The sequence below is a fragment of the Agromyces aerolatus genome (genome assembly GCF_031432255.1).
Lineage (GTDB): Bacteria > Actinomycetota > Actinomycetes > Actinomycetales > Microbacteriaceae > Agromyces.
Genome location: NZ_JAVKGQ010000001.1, coordinates 112,373 through 131,700, shown reverse-complemented (window position 1 = coordinate 131,700; position 19,328 = coordinate 112,373). Strand labels below are relative to the sequence as shown.

12 protein-coding genes are annotated in these 19,328 nt (G+C 73.3%); 11 read left to right on the top strand and 1 reads right to left on the bottom strand.

Translation table 11 applies throughout. The features are described 5' to 3' along the window. The first annotated feature begins 48 nt into the window (after positions 1-48). The 9 genes from RH864_RS00555 (at position 49) to RH864_RS00515 (ending at position 12,499) form a co-directional block, all read left to right on the top strand. Positions 49-570 (top strand): hypothetical protein, encoded by a 522-nt coding sequence (locus tag RH864_RS00555; RefSeq protein WP_310515561.1) that lies wholly within the window; start codon positions 49-51, stop codon positions 568-570. Positions 571-658: 88 nt separating this feature from the next. Continuing rightward, entirely contained in the window at positions 659-2,017 is a 1,359-nt protein-coding gene (locus RH864_RS00550; protein WP_310515560.1) for a hypothetical protein, read from the top strand. 12 nt (positions 2,018-2,029) lie between these two features. Next, a complete protein-coding gene (locus RH864_RS00545; protein WP_310515559.1) occupies positions 2,030-3,316 on the top strand; it encodes a cell division protein PerM in 1,287 nt (428 codons plus the stop codon). Between the two features lie 219 nt (positions 3,317-3,535). Continuing rightward, positions 3,536-4,126 (top strand): phosphoribosylglycinamide formyltransferase, encoded by a 591-nt coding sequence (purN, locus tag RH864_RS00540; RefSeq protein WP_310515558.1) that lies wholly within the window; start codon positions 3,536-3,538, stop codon positions 4,124-4,126. Continuing rightward, positions 4,123-5,736: a bifunctional phosphoribosylaminoimidazolecarboxamide formyltransferase/IMP cyclohydrolase gene (purH, locus tag RH864_RS00535; protein ID WP_310515557.1), complete on the top strand. Its 1,614-nt coding sequence runs from the start codon at positions 4,123-4,125 to the stop codon at positions 5,734-5,736. The genes purN and purH overlap by 4 nt, the downstream gene beginning before the upstream one ends. Positions 5,737-5,843: 107 nt before the next feature. Next, entirely contained in the window at positions 5,844-7,013 is a 1,170-nt protein-coding gene (locus RH864_RS00530; protein WP_310515556.1) for a Glu/Leu/Phe/Val dehydrogenase family protein, read from the top strand. A 51-nt stretch (positions 7,014-7,064) separates the two neighbouring features. Further along, the gene (gene ddaH / locus RH864_RS00525; protein ID WP_310515555.1) at positions 7,065-8,321 is read left to right on the top strand and encodes a dimethylargininase; all 1,257 of its coding nucleotides are present in this window, start codon (positions 7,065-7,067) and stop codon (positions 8,319-8,321) included. 447 nt (positions 8,322-8,768) lie between these two features. Then, a complete protein-coding gene (locus RH864_RS00520) occupies positions 8,769-10,694 on the top strand; it encodes an ABC transporter ATP-binding protein (protein ID WP_310516000.1) in 1,926 nt (641 codons plus the stop codon). After that, the gene (locus tag RH864_RS00515; protein WP_310515554.1) at positions 10,691-12,499 is read left to right on the top strand and encodes an ABC transporter ATP-binding protein; all 1,809 of its coding nucleotides are present in this window, start codon (positions 10,691-10,693) and stop codon (positions 12,497-12,499) included. Before RH864_RS00520 ends, RH864_RS00515 begins: the two co-directional genes overlap by 4 nt. Positions 12,500-12,967: 468 nt before the next feature. Here the strand turns inward: RH864_RS00515 and RH864_RS00510 are convergent, their stop codons facing one another. Next, positions 12,968-16,615: a DUF3376 domain-containing protein gene (locus RH864_RS00510; protein WP_310515553.1), complete on the bottom strand. Its 3,648-nt coding sequence runs from the start codon at positions 16,613-16,615 to the stop codon at positions 12,968-12,970. Between the two features lie 177 nt (positions 16,616-16,792). Here RH864_RS00510 and RH864_RS00505 point away from each other — a divergent pair, with 177 nt between their 5' ends. Both RH864_RS00505 and RH864_RS00500 read left to right on the top strand, forming a co-directional pair. Next, entirely contained in the window at positions 16,793-17,461 is a 669-nt protein-coding gene (locus RH864_RS00505; RefSeq protein WP_310515552.1) for a response regulator transcription factor, read from the top strand. A 15-nt stretch (positions 17,462-17,476) separates the two neighbouring features. Continuing rightward, positions 17,477-19,276, top strand: coding sequence for a sensor histidine kinase (locus RH864_RS00500; RefSeq protein WP_310515551.1), 1,800 nt, complete (start codon positions 17,477-17,479; stop codon positions 19,274-19,276). The last annotated feature ends 52 nt before the right edge of the window (positions 19,277-19,328 follow it).

Sequence of the window (19,328 nt, the reverse complement as noted above, 5' to 3'; positions counted from 1 at the left end):
GTCTGACCGGTCCTGCCGTCGGGGCTCGATTCGTTCTAGCCTGATCGCGTGGGAACCGTGTCGAAGCGCAAGACGAATGGCGCCGTCCACCTCGTGCATGCGAGCTTCGCGACCGAGGAGGCCGTGTACGGGGTGCTGCTCGTCGCGGGCATGATCATCGTCGCCGGGGGCTACAGCGACAGCTCATGGACGGTCTTCACGACCGTGATCGCCACGGTCTTCGTGTTCTGGGCCGCGCACGTGTACGCGGGCACGGTCGCGCACCACGGGCTCGAGGAGGATCGCGTCACCGGGCTGCGCGAGGCGTTCCGGATGTCGCTGCAGCGGTCGCTGGGCCTGCTGACGTCGGCCCTCATCCCGTCGCTCATCCTGCTGTTCGGCGCCACCCGCGTCGTCGACGACACGAACGCGATCTGGGCGGCCTTGTGGGTCAGCGTGCTGGTGCTGTTCGTGCTGGGGTACATCGGCTTCACGCGCCGGGGTGCGAGCTGGCCGTGGCGCATCCTGGGCGCGCTCGGCACGGCGGCGTTCGGGTTCGCGATGATCGCGCTCAAGGCGATCGTGCACTGAGCCGGGCCCGATCCGCGAGCGCGCGTGACCGCGAGGCGGTGGCAGCGCTAGGGTCATCCCAGAGGGAGCCCGACGAAGGGGGCGCGCCATGTCGACGGCATCGGAGTCGGAACTTCAGGCGAGGATCGCGCAGCTCGAAGCCGAGAACGTCGCGTTGCGGCGTGCGCAGTCAGCCGACGACGGCCGCGCCGCCCCGCCCGCTCCACGCAAGGGCCGGCAGCGCTGGCGCACCGTCGTCGCGGTGATCTGCGTGGTCGTCGGGCTGATCCTCGCCCCGATCGCACTGCTCACGGCGTGGGCGCGCATCGAGCTCGTCGACACCGACCGGTTCGTGTCGACGTTCGCGCCGCTCGCCGAGGACCCGGACGTGCAGGCCTACGTCGCCGACCAGGTGACGGCCGCGATCGAGGAGCAGGTCGACCTCGAGGCGCTCACGAGCGACCTGTTCGACGGGCTGCAGCAGCTGAACCTGCCGCCGCGCGCGCAGGACGCGCTCGGCCTGCTCGAGGGGCCCGCGACGCAGGGCCTGCAGTCGCTCGTGGCGGGCGCGGTCGACCGCATCGTCGCGTCCGACGCATTCGCCGACGTCTGGGGGACCGCGCTCAGGGTCACCCACCGCCAGTTCGTCGCCGCGATGCAGGGGGATCCGAACGCGGCGCTCGACGTCTCGAACGACACGCTGTCGGTGCAGCTCGGGCCGGTCATCGACGCCGTCAAGGAGCGGCTCGAGGACCAGGGCATCGGCATCGCGTCGGCGATCCCGTCGATCGACCGCAGCATCGTCATCGTGCAGGACGACGCGATTGCGCTCGTGAAGACCATGTACGCGCTCGCGGTGGCCGCGGGCACCTGGCTGCCCATCGTGTCGCTCGCGCTGCTCGTTGCGGGTGTGCTGATCGCCAAACGGCGCGCGTCCGCGCTCGTCTGGACGGCGGGCGGGTTCGCGCTGTCGATGATCCTGTTCGCGGCGGGCGTCGGCATCGGCCATGCGTTCTTCGTCGGCACCGTGAGCCCGTCGATCATGCCGCAGGACACCGCCGTGGCGCTGTACGAGCAGCTTGTCGAGATCATGCGGGGTGCGGTCCTCGCGCTGTTCGTGCTGAGTCTGCTGATCGCGATCATCGCGTGGTTCACGGGTCCGTGGCGCCCGGCGCGCGCCGCGCGCGGGCTCGCCGACTCGGGGTTCACCGCGATCCGGCGTTCGGCCGCGGCGCACGGCGTCACGACGGGCACGTTCGGCAGCTGGCTCGATCGGTGGCGGGCCGGCGCGTACGCGCTCATCGTGGTGGTCGCCTCGGCGGTCGTGCTGTTCACTCGTCCCATCACGGTCGGACTCGTCGTTTGGACCGTGCTGCTCTCGCTGCTGGCGCTGCTGCTCGTCGAGCTGCTGCGCCGGCCGACCGGCTCGCCGGAGGCGACGGCGAGAACGGAGCCCGCGGCGGGTTAGGCTCGCGGTGCCATGTCCCGCACCGCCGTCGCCCTGCTCGCCGCGCTCGAGGCCGCGATCGCGGCCCTCGTCGGTCTCGGTGTCGTCCTCGTACCGCTCATGCTGCTCTGGGGCCTGCACTTCGGGTTGACGCTCGACGTCTCGATCTTCCTGCGCGCGACCGCCGACGTGTGGCTCCTCGGGCACGGCGTCGACCTCGTCGTGCAGCTCGATCCGCTGACCGCCGAGCTGACCGGGATCGCGGGCGCTGGCGAACCGTTCGCCCTCACGATCGCGGCGCTCGGGTTCGCGCTGGTGAGCGCGCTGTTCGGTGTGCGGCTCGGCCGCCGGGCGGCCGCCGGCGGGCACGCGGTCACGGGCGTGCTCGCGGCGACCGCGGTCTTCGCGGCGATCGGGGCGGCCCTCGGCGTCGCGGCGGCCGCGCCGGCGGCGACGCCGTCGGTCTGGCAGGCGGTCGTGCTTCCCGCGTTCGTCATGGCGCTCGGCGCGACGATCGGCTCGGTCTCCGAGACGCTGCGTGCCGAGCGGGCCGGGCGGGCGGATGCCTCGGCGGGTCCGTTGCTCGCGCGCTGGCGCGCGCTGCCCGAGTTCGTCGGCGCGGTGACCGGGGCGGCCGTGCGCATCGGCGCGGGCACGGTCTTCGGGGTGCTCGCGGCCGCCGCGGTGCTCGTCGCGATCCTCATCGCCGCCGATTACGCGACCATGATCGGTCTCTCGCAGGCGATCGGTGCGGGCGTCGACGGCGGCCTCGCGATCACCGTCGCCGAGCTCGCGGTGCTGCCGAACGCGGTGATCTGGGCGGCGTCGTGGCTGCTCGGCCCGGGCTTCGCGTTCGGTGCGGGCTCGACGGTCTCGCCGACGGGCACGCTGCTCGGCCCCGTGCCGGGTGTGCCGCTGCTCGGCGTGCTGCCGGCTGAGGGCGCGTCGCTCGGCATCGTGTGGCTCATCGTTCCGCTCGTGCTCGCCTTCGCGGGCGCGAACCTCGTGTGGCCGCGCATCGCCCGCGTGCGTGACGCCCGCGCCGACCTCTGGTGGGCGCCGGTCGCCGTCGCGGCCGCGTCGGGCGTCGTCGCCGGTGTCGTGATGGGACTCCTCGCCTGGTGGTCGGGTGGCGCACTCGGCCCGGGCCGGCTCGCGGTCACCGGGCCCGACCCGTGGCCCGTGGCGGCGATCGCCGCGGCCACCGTGTTCCTCGGCGCGGTCGCGGGGGCGTTCACGGCGCGCGCGTTCCCGCGCGACGGCGGCGCGCGGGAACGGGATGCCGACGAGGCATCCGCCCACGAAGCGCACCTCGCCTGAGCTGACGCGCACCGCGCGGAGCTCGCCTGCCGCACCTGTCCGTGCTCAGGAAGATCCGCGCGACCCGCCGACAGCGGGCGCCCCGAAGGCGGCGCGTCGCGCCGACCTTCCTGAGCAAGGAAATCGGACGCCGCGATCGCCCGATCGCCCGATCTTCCGATCGCGTGCGCGGCGGGCGGCGGGACGGGTGCGCATCCGAGCAGCCGGTAGGCTCGAACGGTGCTCAAGCTCGTCGTGCTGATCTCGGGCGGCGGTTCGAACCTCCGTGCGCTCCTCGAAGCCGCATCCGACCCCGGGTACCCGGCACGGGTGGTCGCGATCGGCGCCGACCGCGATGCCGACGGGCTCGTGCTCGGCGAGGAGTTCGGAATCCCGACCTTCACCGTGCCGTTCACGGCGTACGACAGCCGTGAGGCGTGGGGTGAGGCCCTGATCGCCGAAGTGCGTCGCTGGGACGCCGAGCTGGTCGTGCTCTCGGGGCTCATGCGGCTCGTGCCGCCGTCGGTCGTCGAGGCGTTCTCGCCGTACCTGCTGAACACGCACCCCGCGTACCTGCCCGAGTTCCCCGGCGCGCACGGCGTGCGCGACGCGCTCGCCGCGGGCGTCACGCAGACCGGGGCGAGCCTCATCGTCGTCGACACCTCGGTCGACGGCGGCCCGATCGTGGCGCAGGAGCGCGTGCCGGTGCTGCCCGGCGACACCGAGCACAGCCTGCACGACCGCATCAAGCCCGTCGAACGCCGGCTGCTGATCCAGGCGGTGCACGACATCGCCACCTCCCACCTCGACCTCAAGGAGTTCACCGCATGAGCGGACCGCAGATCGACCCGAGCCTGTACCGCGAGCGCGACAAGATCCGCGTCCGGCGTGCGCTCATCGCGGTGAGCGACAAGCGCGGCCTCGTCGAGCTTGCGACGTCGCTCGTCGACGCGGGTGTCGAGCTGGTCTCGACGGGCGGGACGAGCGCGGCGATCGCGGCGGCCGGGCTGCCCGTGACGCAGGTCGCCGAGGTCACCGGCTACCCCGAGCACCTCGATGGGCGCGTGCGCACGCTGCACCCCGCGGTACACTCGGGCCTGCTCGCCGACCTGCGCCTCGACCACCACCAGACCGAGCTGGCGCAGCTCGGCATCAAGCCGTACGAGCTCGTCGTCGTGAACCTGTACCCGTTCGCCGAGACGGTCGCCTCGGGTGCCGAGCCGAACGCGGTCGTCGAGCAGATCGACATCGGCGGCCCGGCGATGGTGCGTGCGTCGGCGAAGAACCACGCGAACGTCGCGGTCGTGGTGTCGCCCGACCGGTACGCCGAGATCGCCGAGGCGGTCGCCGCGGGCGGCACGACGCTCGAGCAGCGTCGCGAGCTCGCACGCGAGGCGTTCCGGCACACGGCGTCGTATGACATCGCCGTCGCATCGTGGATGGGCTCGGTCGTCGCCCCCGACCAGCCCGCAGACGAGTCGCCGTTCCCCGCATGGATCGCGGGGTCCTGGAGCAAGGACGCGGACCTCCGTTACGGCGAGAACTCCCACCAGCGCGCGGCGCTGTACGCGGCGAACGGCGCCCCGGCGCCCGGCATCGCGCAGGCCGAGCAGCTGCACGGCAAAGAGATGTCGTACAACAACTACGTCGACGCCGACGCGGCCGTGCGCGCCGCGTTCGACTTCGCCGAGCCGGCCGTCGCGATCATCAAGCACGCGAACCCGTGCGGGATCGCCGTGGCCGCGGCCGGGGCATCCGACCCGATCGCCGACGCGCACCGGCGCGCCCACGAGTGCGACCCGGTGTCGGCGTTCGGCGGCGTGATCGCCGCGAACCGCGTCGTCACGCGCGAGATGGCCGAGACGGTCGCGGGCATCTTCACCGAGGTGCTCGTCGCGCCGGGCTTCGAGCCCGAGGCCGTCGAGGTGCTCACGCAGAAGAAGAACATCCGGCTGCTCACGCTGCCCGAGGGCTTCGCGCCCACGGCGGTCGAGCTCCGCCAGGTCTCCGGTGGGATGCTCCTGCAGCAGTCCGACCGGCACTTCGCGCCGACCGCCGAGTGGACGCTCGCCGCGGGCGAGCCGGCCGACGAGGCGACGCTCGCCGACCTCGCGTTCGCGTGGACCGCGTGCCGGGCCGTGAAGTCGAACGCGATCCTGCTCGCGTCGGGCGGTGCGTCGGTCGGTGTGGGCATGGGCCAGGTGAACCGCGTGGACTCGTGCAAGCTCGCGATCGAGCGTGCGGGGGAGCGAGCAGCGGGCTCGGTCGCGGCATCCGACGCGTTCTTCCCGTTCGCCGACGGGCCGCAGATCCTGATCGACGCGGGTGTGCGCGCGATCGTGCAGCCCGGCGGGTCGGTGCGCGACGACGAGGTCGTCGCGGCCGCGAAGGCGGCCGGCGTGACCATGTACTTCACGGGCGAGCGGCACTTCTTCCACTGACTGGATCAACGGACCGACGGGGCCGGTTGTACCCTGGGGGTGAGGCGCTCACGAGGCGCTGCAGCCCACGTTCCGCCCACCAGGCGGAAGAACCAGGAGAACGATCGATGTCGATCACGCATTCCTTCGCCACGCCCGCGACCGCACCCGCAGCTCCCGCGCCCTCCACGGCCGGCGCGGTCGCCCTTCCCCTCGACGCCCCCGATCATGAGCGCGTGCTCATCACCCGAGGCCCGCGATCCGGTCTCATCGTGATCGTCGCCGTGCACTCCACGGTACTCGGGCAGGCGCTCGGCGGGGCCCGGCTCTGGCAGTACGACCACTGGACCGACGCGCTCGCCGACGCCCTCCGCCTCTCCGAGGCCATGACGCTGAAGAACGCCGCGGCCGGCCTCGCGCGCGGCGGCGGCAAGTCGGTCATCGCGATCCCGCCGGGCGTCGTGCTCGACGACGCGGGCCGGCGGGCCGCGATGCTCGACCTCGGCGACGCCGTCGAGTCGCTCGGCGGCGCCTACATGACCGCAGAGGACGTGGGCACGAGCGCCGAGCTCATGGCCGTCGTCGCCGAGCGCACGGCGCACGTGTGCGGGCTTCCGCCCGAGCAGGGCGGCGTCGGCGAGCCGGCCGACGCGACCGCGGCCGGCGTGCACGCGGGCCTGATCGCCACGCTCGAACACCTCACGGGCAGCGCCGACGTCTCGGGCCGCCACGTGGTGATCGCCGGCCTCGGCCAGGTGGGCGGTCGCCTCGCGCGCCAGCTTGCGGCGGGCGGCGCGCGGCTGACGGTGACGGATGTCGCGGAGGGCAAGCGTGCGCTCGCCACGGAGCTCGGCGCCGACTGGGTCGAGCCCGAGCACGCGCACCTCGTCGAGGCCGACGTCTTCGCGCCGTGCGGGCTCGGCGGCGTGCTGACCGCCGACGTCGTCCGCGACCTGCGCGTGCGGGCCGTGGTCGGTGCCGCGAACAACCAGCTCGCCGAACGCGTCGTGGCCGACCTGCTGCGCGAACGCGGCATCGTCTGGGCGCCCGACTTCGTCGTGAATGCGGGCGGCGTCGTCTATCTCGACCTCGCCTCCTCGCCCGACGTGGCCGAGGTCGAGCTCGAGGCGAGGATCGCGGGCATCGGCCGAACGGTGGGCGAGGTGCTGCGCGGCGCCGAGACCGCGGGTGAGACCACGCTCGGCGCCGCCGAGCGACTCGCCGCGACTCGGCTCGACGCGGGTCGCGCGGACGCCCGTTCCGAGGCCGGTCGAACCGGAGGCGACACGCCGCAATAAGCGGCTTGCGGCACCGCCCGTCGGCGGCGGGCGCCCGGATAGGCTGGGCGAATGACGTCCCCCGCGCCATCCGCTTCATCCCCGCGCGCCCGCTTCCGTCCGGCGATCACCCCCGCCCGGCGCGTGAGCTCGGTGCTGCTCTCGAGCGCCGTGGTCGCCGGGGTCGCCTACGCGGCGGCGACGCTCGCGCTCTTCATCGGCAACGGGCAGTCGCCCGACGTGTTCGGGCAGATCGGCGGCCACTTCTTCGTGACGTCGGTGCTGGCATGGGCACTGCTCTCGATCGCGAACGCGGCCGGCGCGACACGGCGCTGGTTCCTCGCATTGCTCGCGGGGCTCGCGTCTGCCGTCCTCGCCGCCATCCTCGGGACCTCCTGGACGGTGCTCGCGGGCGGCAACGGCGTCCGGCCCGAGACGTTCCTGTTCGTGCTCGGGTCGCTCGTCAGCCTGAACCTCGTGTTCATCATCGCCGTCGTGCTCGCCGAGGTGCTGCTCGCGCCGCGCGTGCTGCGGACCGTGCTCGGGTACGCGCCCGACCGCGATCAGCACCGCATGGCGCTCGTGCGGATCCCCGCGTCGAACCTCGCGGAGGGCGAGCTCACGCACCTCGAGCGGCTCCCGGTCGACCAGGCGAAGGCCGACGAGCAGTGGGACAACTACTGCGCCGCGCTCGTCGCCGAGGGGTGGGAGACGATCGAGGTCGACGCCGAGCCGGAGCTCGCCGACTCGGTGTTCGTCGAAGACCAGGTGGTCATGTTCGGCGACCTCGCGGTGCTCGGCAGCCCGGGCGCCGAATCGCGCCGGCCCGAGACCGCGTCGGTCGAGCGCGCGGTGCGGAACCTGCCCGGCGTGACGGTGCAGCGCATCCAGCAACCGGGCACGCTCGAGGGCGGCGACGTGCTCAAGGTCGGCGACACGGTCTACGTGGGCGCCTCGAGCCGGACCAACGCCGAGGGCATCCGTCAGCTGCGGGCGATCCTCGCCCCGCACGGCTTCACCGTGGTCGCGGTGCCGGTCACGAAGGCGCTGCACCTGAAGAGCGTGCTCACCGCACTGCCCGACGGCACGATCATCGGCGATCCCGAGCGCGTCGACACGCCGAGCCTGTTCCCGCGGTTCCTGCCGGTGCCCGAGCCCGAGGGGGTCGCGGTGGTCGAGCTGTCGCCCGAGACGCTGCTGATGGCCGCGTCGGCCCCGCAGACCGCTGAGATGCTCGCGGGCCTCGGCTATCGCGTGGTCACGGTCGACATCTCCGAGTTCGAGAAGCTCGAGGGCTGCGTGACCTGCCTCTCGGTGCGCGTGCGCTGACCACCGCTGGTCGAGTAGCGACCCCCGCTGGTCGAGTAGGGAGCGCCAGCGAGCGTATCGAGACCCCACGCCCGGTCTCGATACGCTGCGCGACTCGACCAACGCCGGTGTTGCGGTCCGGCTCCGCGGTTCTCTAGTCTGGAGGGCTGGCCGCGATGCGATCCGTCGCGGCCGATCACGAAGACGCAGGAGGACACCATGCAGACGACCGATTTCGACGCCCGTTCCGTGGCGGCATTCGGCGCTGCCTTTCGTGCGCCGGCCGCGCTCACGCCGTCCCGGTAGCGCCCCCGGCTCCCCGTCCGCACCGCCGGCTCCGCCGGCCGCCTGTATTCCGCACACTCCCGCCACGCGACGACCGCGCGGCGACCGTGCGCCCTCCTCGAACCTTCGACTCGACGCGCTGACGCGCGCGAGCGCCTCCGGAAGGATCTCGGCTTGACCGCCATCGCCGACCACCAGCCACCGCCCCACCGCAGCCCCGCGCCGGCCCGCTCGAGCTCGATCCGCGCGCTCTGGCGGCTCAACGCCTACGCGCGGCCCGCCCTTCCCGCCCTCATCGGCAGCGCGGCCGCCGCGCTCGTCGCGCAGCTCATCGCGCTCGCCGTGCCGCAGGTGCTGCAGGGCATCGTCGACGGGCCGCTGACCGACGGCGACCGCGCCGCGGTCGTGCCGCTCGCGCTGCTCGTGTTCGGGCTCGGCGCGGCCGAGGCCCTCATGTTCGCCCTCCGTCGCTGGCTCGTGCTCACCCCGACGACGCGCGTGGAGGCGCGCATGCGCAACGCGCTCTACGCCAAGCTGCAGGACCTTCCCGTGAGTTTCCACGACCGGTGGCCCAGCGGTCAGCTGCTCTCGCGTGCGGTCACCGACCTCGGGCTGATCCGGCGCTGGCTCGCCTTCGGGCTCGTGCTGCTCGTGGTGAACCTCATCGTGATCGTGGTCGGCATCGCGATCCTCATCTCGATGAGCTGGGTGCTCGGCCTCGTGTTCCTCGTGTGCGCCATCCCACTGTGGGTCGTCGGGTACCTGTTCGAAGGCCGGTACTCGGAGGTCTCGCGCCGCAGCCAGGACCAGTCGGGCGATCTCGCGACCGCGGTCGAGGAGTCGGTGCACGGCATCCGCGTGCTGAAGGCGTTCGGCCGCGGCAAGCACGCGCTGAGCTCGTTCCGGGCGCGGGCCGAGACGCTGCGGTCCACCGAGATGGAGAAGGCCAGGCTCGACGCGAACATCTGGGTGTGGCTTCTGCTCGTGCCCGCGGTCGCCCTCGCGGCGTGTCTCGTGCTCGGCGTCTGGCTGGCGTCGCAGGGGCACCTGTCGGTCGGCCAGCTCGTGGCCTTCTTCGCGACCGCGACCGTGCTCGCGTGGCCGATCGAGTCGATCGGGTTCCTGCTGGCGTTCTCGCTCGACGCACGGACCGCGACCGACCGGTACTTCGACATTCTCGACGAGCGGAACCAGGTGACCGACCCCGAGCGTCCGCTGCGTGTGGAGCGCCCACGCGGCGAGCTCGCATTCGAGGGCGTGCACTTCAGGTATCAGGATTCGCCCGAGCGGTTCGGCGACCTGCTCGACGGGGTCGACCTCGTGCTCGAGCCCGGCGAGACGATGGCGCTGGTTGGCCTCACGGGCTCGGGCAAGACCACGATGACGGCGCTCACGACGCGGCTCTACGACGTGACGGCGGGTGCGGTCACGCTCGACGGCGTGGATGTCCGCGCGCTCACGCGCGAGGAGCTCAGGACGCACATCGCGATGGCGTTCGAGGACGCGACGCTGTTCAGCGCCTCGGTGCGCGACAACGTGCTGCTCGGGCGTCCCGAGCTCGCGGGCGACGAGCCGGCCGTCCTGGCCGAGGCCGACCGGGTGCTGCACGAGGCGCTGCGCATCGCGCAGGCCGGCTTCGCCTACGACCTGCCCGACGGGCTGGAGACCAAGGTCGGTGAAGAGGGCATGAGCCTCTCGGGCGGGCAGCGGCAGCGGCTCGCGCTCGCTCGTGCCGTCGCCGCCAAGCCCGCCGTGCTCGTGCTCGACGACCCCCTCTCGGCGCTCGACGTCGCGACCGAGGAGCGCGTCGAGCAGGAGCTCCGCACCGTGCTCGCCGACACGACCGCGCTCATCGTGGCGCACCGCCCGTCGACGGTCATGCTCGCCGACCGGGTCGCCCTCCTCGAGGAGGGCCGCATCACCGCCGTCGGCACCCACACCGAGCTGCTCCGCGACTCGGACCACTACCGGTTCGTGATCTCGAGCCTCGAGGACGAGGAGCGTCGGGCCCAGGCCGAGGCATCCGATCTCATCGAGGTGGTCGAGTCGTCCGGCCCAGGCGACCAGCCCATCGAAGACCGGGACGATGAGCGGGAGGTCCTCCGATGAGCACCGTGTTCGGCGTGCAGGGCGAGGAACGCCACGAGTACACGAAGGCCGAGTCTCGGCAGATCCGTCGGCGCAGCCTTCGCCTGCTCGGCTCCCTGCTCGGCCCCCAGCGGGGCATCCTGTGGCTGACGCTCATGATCGTCGTCGTGTCGACCGCGGCGCAGGTCGCGGGCCCGGCCATCATCGCCTACGGGCTCGACCAGGGGCTGCCTGCGCTGTTGCAGCAGAACTGGCTGCCGGTCGGGTTCGCTGGCCTCGCGTTCCTGCTGACGGGCGTCGCGGGCGCGTTCCTGATGGCCTGGTACATCCGGCTCGCGGCGCGCATCAGCCAGGCCGTGCTGATCGACCTGCGGACCCGCGTGTTCCTGCACACCCAGAAGCTGTCGCTCGAGTTCCACGAGTCGTACACATCGGGTCGCATCATCTCGCGGCAGACGAGCGACCTCGATGCGATCCGCGAGCTGCTCGACGAGGGCATCAACGCGCTCATCCGCGGCGTGCTGTACATGGTGTTCACCGCGATCGCGCTGATCTGGCTGGACTGGGTGTCGGGTCTCGTGCTCCTGGTCACGCTGCTGCCGCTCGTGGGGCTGACGCGCTGGTTCCAGGTGCGCTCGCAGAAGCTGTTCCGGCGCTCGCGCGTGGCCAGCGCGCGCCTCATCGTGCAGTTCGTCGAGACCATGACGGGCATCAGGGCGGTGCAGGCGTTCCGCAAGGAGCGGCGCAACGAGGACGAGTTCGGCGCGCTCGTCGAGGACTACCGCGACGTGAACGCGCGCGTGCTCGGGCTCTTCGCGGTGTACAACCCGTCGCTCGCGCTCATCGGCAACACCGCGGTGGCCGTCGTGCTGCTGATCGGCGGGTTCCGGGTCATCGACGCGGGGCTCGAAGTCGGCGTGCTGCTCGCGGCCGTGCTCTACACCAAACGGTTCTACGACCCGATGGAAGAGCTCGCCATGTTCTACAACTCGTACCAGTCGGCCGCGAGCGCGCTCGAGAAGATCTCGGGCGTGCTCGAGGAGGAGCCGAGCGTGCCCGATCCGGTGAAGCCGGTCGATCTGTGGACCGCCGAGGGGAACGTGCGGTTCGACGGCGTCGAGTTCGCGTACACCGCCGACCGGGTCATCCTGCCGCGATTCGACCTGGAGCTCCCGGCGGGGCAGACCATCGCGCTCGTCGGCTCGACGGGCGCCGGCAAGTCCACGCTCGCGAAGCTCATCGCCCGGTTCTACGACCCGAGCGAGGGGCACGTGACGCTCGACGGCGTCGATCTGCGCGATCTGCACCCGAAGGACCTGCGCCGCGCGATCGTCATGGTCACGCAGGAGGCGTACCTGTTCTCGGGCTCGGTGGCCGACAATATCGGCCTCGGCCGGCCGGACGCACCGTTCGAGGAGATCGTGCGCGCGGCGCAGGCCGTGGGCGCGCACGAGTTCATCGAGTCGCTGCCGAACGGGTACGACACCGACGTGAACAAGCGCGGCGGACGCGTGAGCGCGGGGCAGCGCCAGCTGATCTCGTTCGCGCGCGCGTTCCTCGCGAACCCGGCCGTGCTGATCCTCGACGAGGCGACGAGCTCGCTCGACATCCCGAGCGAGCGCGCCGTGCAGGACGGGCTGCAGACCCTGCTCGCGGGCCGCACCGCGGTCATCATCGCGCACCGGCTGTCGACGGTCGCGATCGCCGACCGCGTGCTCGTGATGGAGCACGGCCGGATCGTCGAGGACGGCGCCCCGGCCGACCTCATCGCGGGGTCGGGCCGCTTCGCCGCGTTGCACGCGGCCTGGCGGGACTCGCTCGTATAGCCGCGGCCGCGCCCCCTGCCGTGTGCCGCCACCTGCCGTGTGCCGCGCCCCCTTCCGTGTGCCGCGCCCCCTTCCGCGTGCCGCGCCAGTTCGCGTGTGCCGCGCAGGCTCTGACCGATCGCGCCACGTACGACCGTCGTGCCTGGCGCGATTGGTCAGAGCTGGCGCGGGGGGCGCGGGGCGCGCGGGGCGCGGCTGCGCCACCTGCCGTGTGCCGCGCCACCTGCCGCGTGCCCCCTTCCGCGTGCCGCGCTCCCTTCCGCGTGCCGCGCCCGCTTCCGTGTGCCGCCCACCTTCCGTGTGCCGCGCCAGTTCGCGTTTGCCGCGCCGACTCTGACCGATCGCGCCGCCTAGGACCGTCGTGCCTGGCGCGATTGGTCGGAGTTGGCGCGGCGGGGCGGTGGGACGGGGGCGGTGGTGCGGGGGCGCGGGGCGCGGTTGGCGCGGGCGCGCGGGCCGGGGCGCGGGTCAGGGGGCGCGGACGACGGTGTCGGCCTTCGGGAGCTCGCGGCGGCGCAGGTCGGGCAGCCACCACACGAGGTTGCCCCAGACGACGAGGAACACCGCGACGGCGGTGGCCGTGGCGTGCAGCTCAGGGCGGTCGGACATCGCGAACCGGGTGAGCTCGGCGGCGACGAGCGCGACGGCGGTCGCGAGGGTCGAGATCGTGAGCCAGTCGATGCCGCGCGTGCGGCGCCGGGCCGTGCGGCCGACACGGACCGGCAGCCAGTCGACGCTGAGCGCCATCGCGACGAGCAGGGCGCCGACGGCGAGCACCGCGAGGTCCCAGCGCAGCGGCGGGGCGAGCGCGGCGCGCGCGAGCGACGGGGCGAGCGGATGCTCCGCCCAGAGCACCTGCGCAAGCGGCAGCAGCCCGCCCAGCACGACGAACACCGCGAACATGAGGTTCGTGCGCAGCAGGCGCGGCCGTACCGTGGTCTGCCGCGCGCCGCTCGCGGCGCGCACCGCGACGGAGATGAGCACGAGCGACACCCCGATGCAGAGCACGGCCATGACGAGGTTCGCGCGCGCGATCGCGATGACGAGCGGCACGAGGCTCGCGACCGCGACCACCGTGTACCGCGCGAGGCCCCAGCGGGAGTCCGCCCGTGCACGGACGGCGGCGATCTCGCGCGGGTTCCCCGCGAGGCCCTGGATCACGGTCGCCCAGCGCCGGCGCGAGCGCACGATGCCCGCGACGAGCACGCCGAGCAGGATCGCTGCGACGACCGCCGCGGTGATGCTCGACCCCGCGGTCGGCGCGAACGCCGTCCAGGTGAGCAGCCACGCGACGCCCGCCGCGAGCCCCGCGACCAGCGCGAGCCGGGGCGGGTCGGCGACAGCCGGAACGGCGACGAGCACGGGCCGCAGTGCGGCGAGCCCGACCTGCAACACGGTGCGGAACACCCGGTTCACGGGCATCGCCGCGCGGTCGATGAGCCGGATCGCACGCGCCGCGAGTGCGAATCGGTACCCCGGATCGAGGTTCCAGAGCGTATCGGTGCCCGCGCGGAGCCGCGCCCGCCGGTCGTCGCCGTCGGCCGCGTGCGGGGCGGGCACCGGGGTGCGTTCGGCCTCGGGCGGGGCATCCGTCGACGTGGCGCTCGCCGGGGCCGCGTCCGGGAGGCCGCCCGACCGGACGGCCGCGCCGGCCGAGACCGTCGCCGAGACACCCGAAGACGCCCCCGACCGGACCGGATCGAGCGGGGACAGTCCGCCGTCGCGATAGCGGGGCTCGTCGCTCTGCGCGAGCACGGCGTCCTGCACCGCCGCGACGAGGCCGTCGGAGGCGACGCCGTGCACGCGCGTCGCGAGCAGGCGCACGAGACCGGCCGAGCCGTCGAGACGCCCCCACCACCAGTCGTTCACGCGCCACTGGCTCGCGAGGAAGCCGAGGAAGTTGCCGAACCCGTAGCCCGCGAGCTTCGTCTGACGGTCCATCGGGTCGGGGTCGGGCGCGGCGAGCGTGCGGGCCGCCGCGTCGGCGGGCAGGCCGGGTGTGCGCAATGTGGTCTGCAGTCGCGTGAGGAACCGGTCGTCGAGGAGCACAGTGAACCGCTCCTGGTGTGCCGGCCGTTCGTCGACGCCGATGCTCCAGTAGCCGACGTGCGAGAGCGCGGCCGGGATGCCGATGGGGTTCGCGAGCGGCGGCAGGTCGGCCGCCTCGGTCGCGGCGTCCGCGAGGGCGATCGCGCGCCACGGCGACCGACGCCACCGTGCGGCGACCTCGGCCGCGTGGGCGTCGATGCCCGCATCGACCTGACGGCTGAGCAGCGCGAGCCCGGTGACGCACGCATCGAGCTCGCGCCAGTGCGCGCTGGTGTCGACCTCGTCCGAGGTCGCGACCCAGAGCTCGACCAACGCCGCGAGCTCGGGCGGCGAGGGCACCGCGTGCGGCCGCAGCGTCGCACGCACGTGCTCGAGCACGCGCTCCGTGAGCGCGTCGAGCGAGCCCTCGGCGTCGATCAGCGCGGCGTACGCGTCGCGGCGCACATCGGGCAGGCTCAGCCCGCGGCGGGCACCCGGGGTCTCCGGAACGCGCTCGAGCTCACGGGCCCAGGCGAGGATGCAGTTCGCCGCGTCTGCGAGGGCCAGCGGGGCGTGCAGCGCGACGGCGAGCCGGTCGTCGGCCTCACGGGCGTACCGGGCGGCCGCCGCATCGGCGAGCCCCGCGAGCGCGCTGCGGTCGATCGGCGTGTACCGCCGGCGTCGCCGGCCCGCCGAACGCAGCTGCCAGAGCGAGGGCTGACCGAGCGCGTCGGCGAGCCTCTCGGCCACCGCGACGCCCGACGCGCGCACGTACGCGCGGCGGCGCGCGTCGACCTCGCGGGGTTCGGCGCCCGCCGATCCGAGCAGCCCCGCGCCGCTGTCGCGCCGGCCCGCCTCGAGCGCGCGCTGCCCGTTGAAGCGCTGCAGCTCGGCGGCCTCGCGCGCGACCGACTCACGCCGGAAGCTGCGCGTGAACATCGCGCCGACCGCACGGAAGAACCGCGACGCATCGGGATCCCAGGGTGCCGGGCCGCCGAGCGCCGGGTCGGGCTCCGGATCGAGGAAGACCAGCACGCGGTCGGCGAGCCGGTCGCTCGCGCGGAGCCTGGCGGCGGCCAGCGCGCGATCGATGGGCACGTTGTCGAACACCGCGCCGTCGATCACACGGAACGGCTCGCCCGGACGTTCGCGGTGCGCGCCGAACGCGAACCGCAGGTCGTCGCGCTCGGCGACGCTCTCCGTGCGCGGCTCACCCGCCGGCCACTCCGTCGAGGCGATCTCGGCGGGTTCGAAGCCGCCCGCGAGCGACGAGGTCGACCTCGCGGCGAGTGCGAGGTGCCACAGCTGGGTGCGATCGTCGGCCGGCTTGCCCTCGTAGCCGAGCGCCCCCCGGCGCGGCACCAGGTTGTCGAGATGGTGGGTGTCGCTGCCGACGAACCGGAAGTGCCCGCGCCCCTCGGCGGCGTCCTCCTCGAACTGGTCAGCCGTGTCGATCATGGTCGCCGACAGGTCGACGCTCACGTACTCGGGCACGAGGTCGGGATGTCCGCCGGGCGAGCCGTGCAGATCGCGGATCGCCGCGAACACCCGGCGCCGGAAGTAGCCCTCGCCGCGCAGCGGCGCCCGGAGCCCCCAGGTGCCCGGCTCGTGCAGCAGCCCCCAGAAGCCGCCGACCGAGCCCCACGTGCGCAGCAGTCCGTCGAGCGCGACGCCCGCACGCTGCGCGACGGCGTAGACGACCGCGTTCAGCCCACCCGCGCTGGCCCCGGCGAGCAGATCGATCTCGACCCGGTCGTACCCCGCCCGGTCCAGCAGGCCCGCGTAGACGACGACGCGCTCCTCCATCGCGGGCGACAGGTCGGCGCCGCGGGTCGTCGGCACGATCGCCCAGGTCTCGTCGCCGACGTCGAACAGTCGGATGCGGCGCAGGAGATCGAGCTCCGCGGCGACGCCGCCGATCCAGACCGCGAGGCTCACCCCGCCGCGCATCGCGAGCGCGATGCGCAGCGTGCGCCCGGACGCCGGCAGCGCGCCGGCGGGCAGCAGCTCCCCGATCCGGACCCCCGGTGGGGCCGCCCGCACGACGATCGGGCGGGGCGCTCGTGCGGCGTCTGCGACGGGAGGCATCCGTGCTCCTTCGAACAGCCAGCGAGATGGCCAACCCAGCGTGGCACGCCGTGCGGGCCGCCGCATCGGTGTGGCCCCTGAACGGGGTGCACGAACCGGGGGTCGAACGCGATACAGTCGCGAGATACCGCGACCGACGGCGGGGGTCGAGCGCGCGCCGACCGAGACGGAGGGGCGATGGCTGACACGGTGAGATCCCCGCTCAGGGTTGCGGTGGCCGATGACGCGCTGCTGCTCCGCGAGGGCATCCAGAAGGTGCTCGAGGGTGGCGGCATCGACGTCGTCGCGTCGGTCGGCACCGGCGACGAGCTGCTCGAGGTCGTCCGCACCGACGACATCGACGTCGCGGTGCTCGACATCCGCATGCCGCCGAGCTTCCGCGACGAGGGCATCGTCGCGCTCGAGTCCCTGCGGGCGTCGGGCTCGAAGATCGGCGTGCTGCTGCTCTCGATGTACGCGACGCCCGAGTACGCGTTGCGCGTCATGGGCGCGGGCAGCGGCACCGGCTACCTGCTCAAGGAGCGCGTGAGCGAGCCGCAGACCCTCGTGCGCGCGGTCGAGACGGTCGCCGACGGCGGATCCGTCGTCGACCCCGAGGTCGTCGAACAGCTCGTGCGGCGCACGCGCGCCGACGACCCGCTCGCGCGCCTCACCGAGCGCGAGCGCTCGGTGCTCGAGCTCATGGCCCAGGGCTACTCGAACGGCGGCATCGCGCAGGCGCTCTTCCTCGGCCTGAAGACCGTCGAGACGCATGTGCGCAGCATCCTGCAGAAGCTCAACCTTGAGGAGTCGCCCGAGCACCACCGTCGGGTGCTCGCGGTGCTGACGCTGCTCGGCGCGAGGTGAGCGGAGGCTGAGGTCATGATGGCGCCCGGCCGGAAACGGCGCATCGTGCTGCGCTCCGCGATCATCGCGGTGGCCGTGGCGCTCAGCCTCACCATGGAGGTGTCGGGGTTCCTCGCGACGCCGCAGGCCGAGCGCGACGAGGGGTCGTACGTCGCCCTGCACGCCATGGTGCCGCTCGTCTTCGCCGCATGCGCGGGCGTCGCGTGGGTCGCCGGGCCGTCGCCACTGCCGGCGCGGCTCATGATCGCGTTCGTCGTGCTCTGGATCCCGCAATCGATCTACCAGGTCATCGGCGACGTCGGCTGGCTCTGGCCGATCGTGCGCGGCGTCGACCTCGGCTGGGCGGTGATCACCGGCATCCTCGTGCTCGTCTACCCGCGCGGCCGGCTCGGCGGCCGGTTCGATCGGTGGATCGCGGGCATCGCGATCGTCGCGTCGGGCGTGAACCTCCTGGCGGTGCTGCTGCTCGCGGCGCCGGGTCCGGACACGTGCGCGTGCGTGCCGAACCCGTACCAGGTCGCCGACCTGCCGTGGCTGTTCGGGCTCATCGACAACGCCTACCGGATCGTCGGCGTCGGCCTCGCGCTGGTCATCGCCGGCCGCCTGCTCGTCCAGTGGGTGCGGGCCAGCGTGCCCGCGCGCACGGTGGCCTTCCTCATGCCCGTCGCACTGCTGGCGTGGGCGACGACGCTCGCCGCGCAGGCCGTGACCTACGCCGCCGAGACCACGGCCGACGCGGTGCTCCGCACCATCTCGCTCATCGCGATCGCGTCGGTGCCCGTGAGCTTCGACGCGGGGATCTCGCATGCCCGCAACATGCGGGCCAGGGTCGCCGACCTCATGCGCATCACGCGCGAGGGCGCCGACCGTGGGCTCTGGGCCGAGTCGCTCGCCCGGACCCTCCGCGACGCCTCGGTCCGGGTCTACTGGTGGGACGAGGAACGGGGCGGATACTTCGACGCCGGCGGCGTCGCGATCGAGGAGGCCGACGCGGACCCGCGCGGCAGCCACAGCGTGCTGCCCGTGGCGTCACCGCTCGGCGTGCCGATCGCGCTCATCAGGCACGACCGCGTGCTGACCGACAACATGCGGCTGCTCGACGGCGTGTCGAGCGCTCTCCGGCTCTCGGTCGACAACGGCCGCCTGCGCTCGGAGATCGAGCGGACCCTCGAGCACGTCCGCCAGTCGCGTCAGCGGATCGTCGAGGCCGGGGTCGAGGCGCGCAGGCGCATCGAACGCGACCTGCACGACGGGGCCCAGCAACGGCTCGTCTCGCTCGGCATGCGGCTCCGGCTCGCGGCCGATCGCGCGGCCGAGCTGGGCGACGACCGCCTCGTCGCGTCGCTCGAAGCGGCGATCGACGAACTCGCCGCGGGCCTCCGCGAGCTGCGCGAGCTCGCGCACGGCATCCACCCCAGCCTGCTGTCCGCCGGCGGGCTCGCGCTCGCCGTCCCCGAGCTCGCCGGCCGGTGCCCTGTGCCGATCGAGATCGACGTGCAGGCCGAGGGGCGCCTGCCCGAGATCGTCGAGTCCACCGCGTACTTCGCGGTCGCCGAGCTGCTCGCCAACATCGCCAAGCATTCGGGTGCGACGCGCGGCTGGGTGCGCGCGAACGTCGTCGGCGACGAGCTCAGGGTCGTGGTCCGCGACAACGGCGTCGGCGGCGCATCGCTCGAGCAGGGGACGGGCATGCTCGGGATCGCGGACCGGATCGACGCGGTCGGCGGCTCGCTCGAGCTCGACAGCCCCGCGGGCGCGGGCACGACCGTGACCGTGCGCATTCCGCTCGAGCCCCAGCCGGTGCTGATCGAGTAGCGGGTGGTGGGTCTCGGTACGCGTGCTCCTTCGTCGCTCGCTGTTCGAGCGG